Origin of the sequence: Virgibacillus salinus, from assembly GCF_900102415.1 — a bacterium.
Lineage (GTDB): Bacteria > Bacillota > Bacilli > Bacillales > Amphibacillaceae > Lentibacillus > Lentibacillus subterraneus.
On the sequence record NZ_FNKD01000002.1, the window covers coordinates 178213 to 191000 of the forward strand.

Below are 12788 nucleotides of genomic sequence, written 5' to 3' on the forward strand. Positions count from 1 at the left end.
TAATGCAGTAGAAGAGAGCCGGTTGTTAGCCGTTATCAACGAATCAAGTGCACAAGTTTAACTGCTTGTGAACGAAGGTGGTACCACGGAATATATCCTTTTCGTCCTTTATTGGATGGAGAGGATTTTTTTGTTTTATTTTACTAAATAAAAGAGGGAGGATTTAATGATGAGTGAAGAGGGTAAAACAACGATGTCATCGAAGTACAATCCACAGGAAATTGAAAAAGACCGGTATCATTTTTGGGTGAATGGTAAGTTCTTTGAAGCAACTGGGGATGAAGATAAGGAACCATTTACAATTGTTATTCCGCCGCCTAACGTAACTGGTAAGCTACATTTAGGTCATGCATGGGATACGACGATGCAGGATACAATTTCAAGAATGAAGCGGATGCAGGGCTTTGATGTACTATGGCTTCCAGGAATGGACCATGCAGGTATTGCAACACAGGCGAAGGTTGAGGCTAAATTGAAAGAACAGGGTAAAAATCGCTATGATTTAGGCCGCGAAAAGTTTCTTGATACTGTTTGGGATTGGAAAGAGGAATATGCTGACTTCATCCGTGCCCAATGGGAAAAGTTAGGCTTGGGACTTGATTATTCACGCGAGCGATTTACAATGGATGAAGGCTTATCAGACGCAGTACGTGAAGTGTTTGTAACGTTGTATAAAAAAAATCTTATCTATCGTGGCGAATATATTATCAATTGGGATCCTAATACCAAAACAGCACTTTCTGATATTGAAGTTATCTATGAAGAAGTTCAGGGGAAATTTTATCATATGCGTTATCCAATTAAGGATAGTGCTGAAACGATTGAAATTGCAACAACTCGACCAGAAACAATGCTTGGGGATACAGCAATAGCCGTACATCCAAGTGACAATCGATACAGTCATTTAATCGGTAAGAAGGTAGTATTGCCAATAGTTGGACGTGAAATAGAAATTGTGGCTGACGAATATGTTGACATGGAGTTAGGTTCAGGTGCTGTCAAAATAACACCTGCACATGATCCAAACGATTTTGAAATTGGGAATCGTCATGATTTAGAACGGGTACTCGTGATGCATGAAGACGGCTCAATGAATGAAAATGCTGGTAAATATGAAGGACTTGATCGCTTTGAATGTCGTAAACAAATCGTTAAAGACTTACAGGACCAGGGTGTGCTTTTTAATATTGAGGAACGCATACACCAGGTAGGCCATTCAGAACGAAGCGGCGCAGTTGTTGAACCATATTTATCAACACAATGGTTCGTAAATATGCAGCCATTGGCGGACGAAGCAATTGAACTGCAACAACGTGATGAAAAAGTTAACTTTGTTCCAAATCGATTTGAACGCACCTATCTGCACTGGATGGAGAACATTCGTGATTGGTGTATTTCGAGACAATTATGGTGGGGACATCGAATTCCTGCATGGTACCATAAGGAAACAAATGAACTGTATGTTGGAAAAGAGGCACCTGCTGATATCGAAAATTGGGAGCAGGACAATGATGTCCTTGATACGTGGTTTTCCTCAGCATTATGGCCGTTTTCAACAATGGGCTGGCCTGATCTGGATGCAGAAGATTTTAAGCGCCACTTTCCGACAGATGTATTGGTGACTGGTTATGATATTATTTTCTTCTGGGTTGCACGTATGATATTCCAATCGAAAGAATTTACAGATCAAAGACCATTTAAAGATGTACTGATTCATGGTTTGATTCGTGATGCCGATGGTCTCAAAATGAGTAAATCACTTGGCAATGGTGTAGATCCAATGGACGTTATTGAACAATATGGTGCAGATTCACTGCGTTATTTTCTGTTGACTGGTTCAACACCTGGCCAGGATTTACGATTCCATTGGGAAAAAGTTGAGGCAACATGGAATTTTGCAAACAAAGTATGGAACGCATCACGATTTTCGCTTATGAATATGGAAGGTTTCACATATGAGGATGTTGATTTAAATGGTGAAAAGTCATTAGCAGATAAATGGATATTAACTCGGTTAAACGAAACGATCGAACAAGTTACCAAAAATACAAATAAATATGAGTTTGGTGAAGCCGGACGTCATTTATACAATTTCATCTGGGATGAGCTTTGTGATTGGTATATTGAAATGGCTAAACTGCCGCTGTACGGTGATGACGAGAGTGAGAAACGAATGACTCAATCTGTTCTTGCGTATGTATTAGATCAGACGATGCGCATGCTTCATCCGTATATGCCATTTATAACAGAAGAAATTTGGCAGCAACTTCCACATCAGGGAGACTCAATTACAGTTGCTGCATGGCCAGAAGCGAAATCGGAATTTCATAATGAAACAGCATCGAAGGAAATGAAAAGACTCGTTTCAATAATTAAGTCCGTTCGTAACATTCGGGCAGAAGTTGATACACCAATGTCCAAACAAATTAAATTGTTAATCCAGGCGGAAAATGAAGCAACTGTTTCAGAACTGGAAAACAACCGTAATTACTTGGAACGTTTTTGTAATCCAAGTGAATTAAAAATCAGTACAAAGGTTGATGTTCCGGAAAAAGCAATGTCAGCTGTTGTAACAGGTGCAGAGCTGTTTCTTCCACTGGAAGGGTTGATTGACTTTGATAAAGAAATTAAACGTTTGGAGAAAGAACTGGATAAGTGGACGAAAGAAGTAGTAAGGGTTCAGAAAAAACTTTCGAATGAAGGATTTCTAAATAAAGCTCCACAAGCTGTTGTAGATGAGGAAAAACAAAAAGAGCAGGATTATTTGGAAAAACAAGCAAAAGTCAAAGCACGTTTAAATGAGTTAAATTCATAAATAATTTGGAGCGGAATCATGAATTTCCGCTCTCTTTAATATGGGTTATATATTTATTTAGTATGTTTATATCAGAGACAGAACTGAGTGTTCTGGAGCCAACAACATCCTCAATTTCATTTAAAAGGAGTTTGCCATTCGTATCAAGTAAGAAATCAATTCCAACCATTCCAAAATCAAAGGAATCAAGTATCTTGTTTAGTACGGTTATCTCATGTCGATCCAATGAATACCATTTAGCCGATCCGCCTAATTTATAGTTTGACCTAAAATCACTGTTACTTTCCCGCATAACAGATCCAACAATTTGATTACCGACAACAAACACCCTTACATCTTTACCTAACTGCACATTTTTAGTTGATTGAATAATGAGTTCAGGTGCAGAAATATCGTCAGCAATACATCTCTCCCATTGTTGCTCATCCTCGATCAAATGTACTTGCCTGCCACCTCTGCCGTTTACCCCCTTAACAACAAATGGAAATGGAATGATTGGCAATTGTACGCAGTTCTTTTTCTTAATAAAAATAGTATCGACCATTGGGATATTTAATTTGGCCATATGGTAATGTGTTAATGCTTTATTATTGCATATAGTCGATATTCGGGAGGAGTTAAAAACATTGATTCCCATCGATTCGAGTACTTTGTTTAGTAATGGTTCAATTATTCGTACTACAGCAAAATTCGGCAATTGAACTTCCTGATTATTACAAAGGACCGTTTGTTTATTTTGGAATACACCAATTGTTAATTCCTCTCGCAATATTAATTTAAGTGTTATTCCCTGTATTGCTGCCTCATCAATAAACCACTTAATATATTCTTTATTTTGTTTCGAATCTTGTTTGCTATAGATTAGCCACCCAGTTAAGTTCATTTGGTATCCTCAATTTTTAAAGTGTCTTTTATATAATCAATCATATATTCAGCAACATTGATTCCAGTACAATCAAACATATTTCGTATATGGGCATTGGAGTTTATTTCACAAATAATCGGCTTATTATCGGGACCAAATAGTAAGTCTACACCAGCAAAATCAGCACCGATAGCTTTTGTTGCAGCTACTGCAGTTGCCTTCTCTTCACGGGAAGGTTGATATTTATTCATTGTTCCTCCAGCAGTAATATTTGCTCGAAAATCATTAGATGCATGCCTTGTCATTGCTGCAACTACTTCATCACCAACTACTTGCAGGCGTATATCTTTTCCGTGACTTGAAGAAATAAATTCCTGAAGCATAAACGGTATTCCGTGAAGCTCAAATAGTTTTTCTAATGCCTCTTCCATTGAGTGGACTAAGTAAACCTGTTCACCAAATGAACCGAACGCCTCTTTAAGAATCAATGGAAAACCCAAAGAGTTGATAGAATCTCGAAAGTCTTTAGGGTTGAACAATTCTGACTTAACAAAAGCCTTTGGCGCAACAATTGTTTTGGGGATAGGTAAATGATTTGCAGCTAATGTTTGATATGTCGATATTTTGTCGTCACTTTTCTCAATCGATACAGCACTGTTAAATACCCGAATACCCATTAGTTCGAGTTGCTTTGCTAAATAGATGTCCTTATCTGTGAACATCACGAAATCAGGAAGACTTTCTTTGTTTTCACTAATTAAATCAAGGGAATCAGTCGATAAAAATGTAAACAATTCATTATTTTTATATATATCAGTATAAATATTCTGTTTGAGCGCAGCATCTTGAATCCACTCAGCAAAATCAAGAAACTTGTTTCCAGGTAAGTATCCGTTATAAATTATCCATCCGTGTAAGTTCAATTCATGATTTCCTTTCTCATGGCTTATTATTATTGATATACTAACTTTATTGACTATGAAAATAAAGAAAAGCGGTGTACATAATGTTTGAACAGTTTCAGCAGGTAGAAAATTTTTTTCAAAGCAGAAATGAGTATGGGATGAAACCGGGATTAGACCGAATACATAAACTATTGGAATTACTCGGCAACCCACAGGAAAAGGTCAAAGCAATTCATGTTGCTGGGACAAATGGAAAAGGCTCAACTGTACAGTATATTAACAATGCATTAATTTCTAATGGTATATACGCTGGAGTCTTTACCTCACCAAGTCTTAATGGACTAACTGGTCATATTTACAAAGGTAATAACATGATTAGTGAAATAGTGCTCACAGAAATAATTAATGAGGTTCATCCATTTGTTCAACAGCTGGATGCTGAAAATAACCATCCAACGGAATTTGAAATTATGACAGCAGCAGCTTTTCTGTATTTCGAAAAAAATGTTGATATTGCATTAATTGAAACAGGAATGGGCGGGAAAGACGACACAACTAATTGTTTTAAACCCATTTTGTCCATTATAACAAATGTGGAACAAGATCATATTGCATTTTTAGGTGAATCGCTCGAATCAATTGCTTCTCATAAAGCAGGGATAATTAAAGAAAATAGACCGGTAGTGATAGGAGAAATGTCAGATGATGCGAAGTCCGTTATAATGAAGGAGGCTTCATTGAAGCATGCTCCGTTATATCAACTAACTAAAACATTTAACTATTCAATTCTCCATGAAGAGTCAACTTATCAAGCATTTCAATGGGTTTTGAGCCAAGGTCAAAAGCAAAAACTTAAAGTTTCGATCCAGACAAAAGGCGAACACCAAGTGAAGAATACGTCTTTGGCGCTTATGGCGCTAAAACTTCTGGAGTCTAACGGATTTTCTTTAAATGTAGAAAAAAGCCTTAATGGACTCTATGAAACACAAGTACCGGGCAGGTTTGAGCTGCTCCAAACAAATCCAGTTGTAATATTGGATGGAGCTCACAACCCTGCAAGTGTGCGAGCTTTTACAAAGACGATAGAGTCAATATACAAAAACAAGAAAAAGCATCTGATTTTTGCTGCCTTTCGAGATAAGGATCTTAAGTATATGCTTGATCATTTAAGTAATCATTTTTTGTCTATAACTTTGACAACATTTAAACATCCTAGAGCTGCTTCTGTAGAAGAACTTCAATCAATAATAAACCATCCAGACGTTCGGACTAATCACGACTGGAAGAAGGTTATAGAGGGGATTCCTGATCAGGATAATGAGGTATGTTACTTTGTTACGGGTTCTCTGCATTTTATTGGTAATGTAAGAAATATTTTGAAATAAACTTAATAATATAGTAACATGTAATTATCAGAAAGTTTTTAATCTATGAGTCTTTAGTATGATTTGAATAGATTTAGAAATAGAATAAAAAGTATCATTTGTTAAAAAATTAACAATGATAGGAGATGTAAAATACTAATGGTATCTAAAGGTAAAATGAAGCTAACATGGATACTGTGGTTTATTTTATGGCCAGCAATATTATGGCTTTCATATAACTACTATTACGTAAGTATGGAAGATCAGATAATTGATATACTGCTATTTGCTTTGTTTATGTGTATTGTTGCCTGGTTTCCTTTAACTATAAATGACAATCCAGTTTTCTTTGTTAATGGGATTAGCATAGCAGTTTTTCTTACATTTGGTCTATTTGTCGAGATTATATTAACTCAAATAGCAATAGTCACTGTTTTAGCCAAAACTCGCGTTGGAAAGAAAGATAATTATCGTTATCCATTAAATATGATAATGTTCTCACTTGTATCTGTAATTGGTGCAGGTGTATTTGTTCAACTAGGGGGTAATCATCAAACGATTTTCACCCAAAGCGAGGAGCAAGTATGGGCAATATTTGGATATGCAATTACTATCTTTATCGCAAATCAGTTTTTCAACAAATTAATAGATAAAGCATTTTATAAAAGAAAGGTTAAAATTTTTGATGAAGGTTTAAGGTGGGAAGTTATCTCATCATTATTAATTATACCAGTGGGGTTTGTATTATTTGTACTCTATAGTGAAATTGGGCGTGCAGGTATCTTCTATTTAGGAATACCATTTGTATTTATCTCAGTAATATTAATGCTTTTATATTCCTACAAAGAAATTAATCGGTACCTCGAAAAAACAGGAGAAATTGGTCACCAATTAACAAACCGGATGGAATTAAGTTCAGTATATAACGTTTTTATTAATGAAATTAGTGATTTACTGCCAATCGATTATGCCTATATTTATATAGTAGAAGATAATAAATTAAAATTGGAACAATTCTATGACTTAGAGAATAATACAGAAGCATCTTTTAGCTCACTGAAACGAAATGAAGCATTTAGCGGTAAAGTTTGGGCAACAGGGAAATCCCTTTTGTATAAACGAGCTTCAGATTGGGCAACTGTGAAAAGCAGAAAAATACCTTCAGATACTGAAAGTGTATTATCACAAGCAGTTGAGTATGGTGAAGATATTATTGGTGTTGTAACAATCGAATCTAAACAGAAAAAAGCATTTGAGAAACTGCATTTTCAAATAATGGACATTTTAACTAATTATTTAGGAGTTGCGTTAGAAAATGCAAAAAACTATGAACTTACTAAATCACAAAGTGAGCGAGACGGGCTAACTCAATTATATAATTTCAGGTACATGGAAAACTTGCTGGAAGATTACTGTGATAATTTAATTGAAAACAATAGTAATGAAAACTTTTCATTACTATTGTTAGACATAGACCATTTTAAGAAGGTCAATGATATTTATGGTCATGAAGCTGGGAATGAAATATTGTGTCAGATTGCGGAGAGTCTTAAGAGCTTTATCGGTGAAAGAGGTGTAATTGCACGCTATGGCGGTGAAGAGTTTATTGTATTTCTTCCGTACAGTGGTTTAAGCGAATCCACCCAAATTGCTGAAAACATACGAAGTTTAATTGCTGACAGCCCATTCACAGTTCATAAGCATATTATTAATAATACGGGTCCATTAAACGTTTCTATTACAACCAGTATTGGAATTTCTGTGTTTCCAATTCATTGCGAAACACCAAGTGAATTAATTCGTCATGCAGATCGTGCTATGTATATAGGAGCAAAAAGAAAGGGCAGAAACCGGGTTGCCGCTTATGAAGATCTCAAATCTTCCTGATCGTGTATTATGCGATGAACTTAATCAAATGCATGTTTTCTAAAAGATTATTGCTTTTTCCAAGCAATAATCTTAGACATAGTTGATAAAAACTGTGACATAATGTTGGAAAATACTTGAGCAGATTCCGACTTTATGCCCGGAGCGGTGAAAGAGAGTATATTCTAGCTGTGAGGTAAGAGAGCCCCAATAAATACTACAAATCGGTTACCGTTAGTCTGTGTCGCTGTTTATAGGAATAGAAATAAACGTTTAGAATACCAGTCTAATATCAAAAGGTCCCCATTTTTTCTGTAGAAAATAATCAGTTTATGTTGAACGTTTTTTTGAAAGAGTGACAACAATCGCCTTACTTTTTACTAGTCATGTGCTAGAGTGAAACAAACTCGGACATGGAGGGGAAATGGTTGGTAAAAGATAATAAAATTACAGTATGGATGGGTGGAAAGAAGACAACGTTAAAACGAGATGATCATCCAGATGAAAGATACTCCATCAAGGAATTTAATAAAGACTATTCTGCTGCCACGCTGGAAGAAGCTAATGGTGATGAAGTACCTACATTTGTTAGGAGACATAGCGAAGATAGTAATAATGAACATTACTTCGGTCGAAAATCCAGATTCAGCTCTTTTAAGCCAATAATCCTTGCCTCGATTTCCGCTATCATAATTGGGTCTGTGTTAGGTTTCTTTATGTTGAACATGTTTGTTGATATTGATAAAGGTCTTAGTCAGCAAAATTACACTATACCTACCACAGTAGAAGATGATGAGGAGGCAACCAAGGAAGATGATGATAAGGAAACGGCTTCGGACGAAGTTATCTCAGCAGCCGAAATTCAATCAATGAATGCATTTGTATTACAGGCAGGGAAATTTGGAGATGAAGCAAATGCTAATGAAATGAAAGATAAGTTCAATCAAGCTGGTTTTTCTGCAATGATCTGGCTAGAAGGTAATTTTTACTACGTTTTAGCAGGAATCGCGAACTCAAAGAATAAGGCAAATCAACTAGCTAATGAGCTCAGCGAAAATCAATTAGAGGTTTTTGTGAAGAACTGGGGTACAGAATCAAGTGAAATTAAACTAACTGAAGATGAAATCAGCTGGCTCAAGGCTTATAATAAACAATGGACTGAATCATTGGCTTCAGTGAACAAGAATGAAAACTTATCAGAAGATGGGTGGGCAAATATTGTAAATACTATACCCGATGATTCAAAAAACATTAGTGAATTTACCACTTTTCTAAAAAAAGAGATTTCTGAACTGGTTAAAGCAAACAAATGGCAAGAACAGCGTTTGTTGTTAAATTTATGGTATCAATTTAATCTTTTAGTGAATTAACTATACAGGGATTCAAAAAATAAGACAAATAGTCGGTTTTGCATTTTAGCATGATTTCTTAAGTGTAAAGATAAATTTTCTTGTAGTATAATTTGAAAAATAGGCGATGAAATGAGTCCGAAAATGGTTTTTTGTTAAGTTGTTCAAATTTGAATAAATAGATAATATGAATTTATCTTAACAAAGGAGGACTGTTGATGACTTCATCGACTATTATGATTAAGGATGTACCTAAGGAAGATCGTCCACGTGAACGACTGCTTAAATTAGGTTCAAGTCATTTGTCTAACCAGGAGCTACTCGCAATATTGCTTGGAAGTGGGACAAAAGACGAATCAGTAATGACATTATCCAATCGTGTCTTAATGCACTTTGAGGGGTTAAACCTGCTTAAAGACGCTACGATTGAGGAACTGACAGCGATTAAAGGTATCGGAGAAGCTAAAGGCGTATTACTGCTTTCAGCAATGGAGTTAGGGAGACGAATGAACCAATATAAGCCGAATGAACGATATATTATTCGGTCTCCAGAAGATGGAGCAGATTATGTCATGGAAGAGATGAGAAACCTGAATCAGGAACATTTTGTTGTATTATTTTTAAATACTAAAAACCAAATCATTCATCGTCAAACTATTTTTATCGGAAGTTTGAATGCTTCGATCGTACATCCGCGTGAAGTGTATAGAGAAGCCGTCAAACGCTCTGCAGCTTCAATTATTTGTGCTCACAATCATCCCTCCGGAGATCCAGCCCCATCCCAGGAAGATATACATGTTACTAGACGATTAGTTGAATCAGGAAAGATGATAGGTATAGAACTTCTCGACCATTTGGTTATTGGTGATCGTAAATTTGTCTCTTTAAAAGAAAAAGGATACTTATAACACTATCTATTTTTTAATTTTTTTCGTATAATTGTATAGAAGTAAAAGTTGGCGCCAGTTTCCGGATTTTTATTGAAATTGGCGCTTATTATAATTATCTTAATGGATAAAGATGTTTACTTTAAGTTATAAAAATGTTTAAAATTATGAGTTGAAGTTATATTGCAACACTAAAGCTAAATAGATATAGTAAAGCTACATACAACTAACGAATTTGTTATTTGAAAGGGAGATTTCTTTGGGAGGATTTAGTTTTTCACAGGATTTAGGAATAGATTTAGGTACTGCAAATACACTTGTATTCGTAAAAGGAAAAGGTGTTGTTGTTCGCGAACCAACAGTAGTTGCGAAGAATATTCAAACAGGTGAAATCGAAGCTGTGGGAAGTGCAGCAAGAAATATGATTGGACGGACTCCTGGAAATATTTCTGTTGTTCGACCAATGAAAGATGGTGTAATTGCGGACTACGACACTACTGCAGTAATGATGAAGTATTATATAAAAAAAGCCATGCGAAATAGGTCCATGTTTGCTAGAAAGCCAAATGTAATGATCTGTGTGCCATCTGGTATAACAATGGTTGAAGAACGCGCAGTTATTGATGCGACAAAACAAGCTGGTGCGAAGGATGCTTACCCTATTGCTGAGCCATTTGCAGCAGCTATAGGTGCAGGATTACCTGTATGGGAACCAACAGGCAGTATGATTGTTGATATTGGTGGAGGTACTACTGAAGTTGCTGTTATTTCACTTGGTGGAATTGTGACGAGTCGATCGATTCGAACAGCAGGTGATGACATGGATGAGTCAATCACCAATTATATTCGCAAACATTATAATTTGATGATAGGTGAGCGCTCTGCAGAATCGATTAAAATGGATATTGGAACTGCAGGAGAAATTACCGAAGATATCGAAATGGATATAAGAGGTCGTGATTTATTAACAGGTCTACCGAAGACAATCTCGATAACAGCAAAAGAAATAGCTGTTTCCCTAAATGATACAGTTCAGGCCATTATTGATGCAGTCAAAAACACATTGGAGAAAACACCTCCTGAATTAGCTGCAGATATAATGGATCGCGGAATTGTTTTATCTGGCGGAGGATCTCTTTTAAGAAACTTAGACAAAATAATTAGTGATGAGACAAAAATGCCTGTTTTTGTTACAGAAGACCCTCTGGATAGTGTAGCAATTGGGACAGGTAAATCATTGGAATACATTCAACACTTTCGATCCCATCCGAATGTATCATCTCGTCCTACTATTGAGTAAGTAGGTGTTTTCATGCCAATTTTTCAAAAAAAAAGATTGTTCATTCTATTAATTGGAATTATTATTCTTGTTGCAATGATAGGTTTTTCCTTAAGGGATAGAGATAATCTTTCGACACCAGAGCAGTTTATAAAAGATACGGTAGGATGGGCGCAAAATATAATACACACTCCAGTAAACTATGTAACGACTATTTTTACAAATATTGATGACATTAAGAATACGTATAATGAGAATCAGCTATTACGAGAAAAATTAGCTCAATATAAAAGTTTGGTTTATGAAGTGCAGGAAATAAAAGAAGACAATGACGAACTACGTGAAACACTTAATAAAACAAAATCTATTCAAGATTACAATCCGATTCAGGCAACTGTAATGTCCAGATCTCCTGAACAGTGGATTGAACAAGTAACGATTAACAAAGGAATACAAGATGGCGTAAAAGAAAATATGGCAGTCATTACAGCAGAAGGTATGGTTGGTAAAATACAGACTGTTTCGCAATTTACATCAACTGTTAAATTGCTTTCGGGCTTTGATCAATTTAACCGGATATCAGCAACTATTTCTCAAGAAGAAAGCAATGATATTTTTGGGCTGATTGAAGAATATGATGATGAATCGAATAATTTATTATTTAAAATTATCGAGGAGTCTAATAAAGATATTGAAAAAGGAGAATTAGTTGTTTCTTCTGGTATGGGCGGAGTATTTCCGGCTGGATTGCCAATAGGAACAGTTAAAGAGGTTAAGCCTGACCAATATGGTTTAACACGAACTGCTCTAATCGAACCAGCAGCAGACATGTATGAGATTAATAATGTGATTGTTGTTAATCGTGCTCTCGCTGAAGATGAAACATCCAAAGATACCGAGGAGGATAATGAGTAATGAAGCGAATAATTATTCCCCTTATCCTCTTTTTATTTCTTGTATTAGAAGGTGTTGCACTGGAATTATTACCTGTTTCGCTAGCGAATAGTGACTTGGTAATAGTGCCCCATTGGGTCTTTGTATTTCTGTTGTTTCTAACTATTTTCTATGATAGAGAAAACACATATTTTTCCGTTTTGTATGGATTATTATTTGGTTTGTTAATTGATATTGTCTACACAGGAGTTTTAGGTGTCTATATGTTCTCCTATGCCTTGGTAATATACATTATTCACGGACTTACGAAAATGCTTCATGCTAATTTCTTTGTAAGCCTACTACTTGGAATGATAGGGTTGATATTGTGTGAAGTTTTTATTAATGCTATCTATACTGTAGTTGGAATATCAGATATGATATGGAAGGATTATCTAATTTATCGAATGGCACCAACAGTAATTGCCAATATCGTGTTTTTAGCCGCATTATATCCGATTATGTTAAAAAAACTTAGCAGCTGGAGAAATGAACAATTATCTACAAATACTACATTTTAATGTC

10 protein-coding genes and 1 other annotated feature (1 of these 11 running past the window's edge) are annotated in these 12788 nt (G+C 35.6%); of the genes, 8 read left to right on the forward strand and 2 right to left on the reverse strand.

What is annotated here, in order from left to right:
- Window positions 1-112 (forward strand) — a binding site (T-box leader) (it extends 117 nt beyond the left edge of the window).
- A gap of 57 nt (window positions 113-169) precedes the next feature.
- The gene (locus BLS02_RS07660) at window positions 170-2815 is read left to right on the forward strand and encodes a valine--tRNA ligase (RefSeq protein WP_175559483.1); all 2646 of its coding nucleotides are present in this window, start codon (window positions 170-172) and stop codon (window positions 2813-2815) included.
- Between the two features lie 16 nt (window positions 2816-2831).
- Here the strand turns inward: BLS02_RS07660 and BLS02_RS07665 are convergent, their stop codons facing one another.
- Complete coding sequence (locus BLS02_RS07665) at window positions 2832-3698, reverse strand: ATP-grasp domain-containing protein (RefSeq protein ID WP_092492423.1); 867 nt, start codon at window positions 3696-3698, stop codon at window positions 2832-2834.
- The gene (locus tag BLS02_RS07670; protein WP_092492424.1) at window positions 3695-4603 is read right to left on the reverse strand and encodes an ATP-grasp domain-containing protein; all 909 of its coding nucleotides are present in this window, start codon (window positions 4601-4603) and stop codon (window positions 3695-3697) included. Before BLS02_RS07670 ends, BLS02_RS07665 begins: the two co-directional genes overlap by 4 nt.
- Before the next feature lie 83 nt (window positions 4604-4686).
- Between BLS02_RS07670 and BLS02_RS07675 the strand changes: the two genes are divergently transcribed.
- From BLS02_RS07675 to mreD, 7 genes are all read left to right on the forward strand, one after another.
- A complete protein-coding gene (locus tag BLS02_RS07675; protein WP_092492425.1) occupies window positions 4687-5970 on the forward strand; it encodes a bifunctional folylpolyglutamate synthase/dihydrofolate synthase in 1284 nt (427 codons plus the stop codon).
- Window positions 5971-6108: 138 nt separating this feature from the next.
- Window positions 6109-7836 (forward strand): sensor domain-containing diguanylate cyclase, encoded by a 1728-nt coding sequence (locus BLS02_RS07680; protein WP_092492426.1) that lies wholly within the window; start codon window positions 6109-6111, stop codon window positions 7834-7836.
- Window positions 7837-8243: 407 nt separating this feature from the next.
- Window positions 8244-9185 carry an SPOR domain-containing protein gene (locus BLS02_RS07685; protein ID WP_175559461.1) on the forward strand — a complete coding sequence of 314 codons (942 nt, stop codon included), beginning with the start codon at window positions 8244-8246 and terminating at the stop codon, window positions 9183-9185.
- A 197-nt stretch (window positions 9186-9382) separates the two neighbouring features.
- A complete protein-coding gene (gene radC, locus BLS02_RS07690) occupies window positions 9383-10072 on the forward strand; it encodes a RadC family protein (protein ID WP_092492428.1) in 690 nt (229 codons plus the stop codon).
- Window positions 10073-10310: 238 nt separating this feature from the next.
- Window positions 10311-11351, forward strand: coding sequence for a rod shape-determining protein (locus BLS02_RS07695; RefSeq protein ID WP_092492429.1), 1041 nt, complete (start codon window positions 10311-10313; stop codon window positions 11349-11351).
- 12 nt (window positions 11352-11363) lie between these two features.
- On the forward strand, window positions 11364-12245 hold the full coding sequence (gene mreC, locus BLS02_RS07700; protein ID WP_092492430.1) for a rod shape-determining protein MreC: 882 nt from the start codon (window positions 11364-11366) through the stop codon (window positions 12243-12245).
- Complete coding sequence (gene mreD / locus BLS02_RS07705; RefSeq protein ID WP_092492431.1) at window positions 12245-12784, forward strand: rod shape-determining protein MreD; 540 nt, start codon at window positions 12245-12247, stop codon at window positions 12782-12784. Before mreC ends, mreD begins: the two co-directional genes overlap by 1 nt.
- The last annotated feature ends 4 nt before the right edge of the window (window positions 12785-12788 follow it).

What these genes read in the sequence shown, in the direction of transcription:
- mreC (WP_092492430.1), top strand. Translation starts at nt 11,364, where the DNA reads ATGCCAATTTTTCAAAAAAAAAGATTGTTCATTCTATTAATTGGAATT.
- BLS02_RS07675 (WP_092492425.1), top strand. Translation starts at nt 4,687, where the DNA reads ATGTTTGAACAGTTTCAGCAGGTAGAAAATTTTTTTCAAAGCAGAAAT.
- BLS02_RS07660 (WP_175559483.1), top strand. Translation starts at nt 170, where the DNA reads ATGAGTGAAGAGGGTAAAACAACGATGTCATCGAAGTACAATCCACAG.
- mreD (WP_092492431.1), top strand. Translation starts at nt 12,245, where the DNA reads ATGAAGCGAATAATTATTCCCCTTATCCTCTTTTTATTTCTTGTATTA.
- radC (WP_092492428.1), top strand. Translation starts at nt 9,383, where the DNA reads ATGACTTCATCGACTATTATGATTAAGGATGTACCTAAGGAAGATCGT.
- BLS02_RS07665 (WP_092492423.1), bottom strand. Translation starts at nt 3,698, where the DNA reads ATGAACTTAACTGGGTGGCTAATCTATAGCAAACAAGATTCGAAACAA.
- BLS02_RS07680 (WP_092492426.1), top strand. Translation starts at nt 6,109, where the DNA reads ATGGTATCTAAAGGTAAAATGAAGCTAACATGGATACTGTGGTTTATT.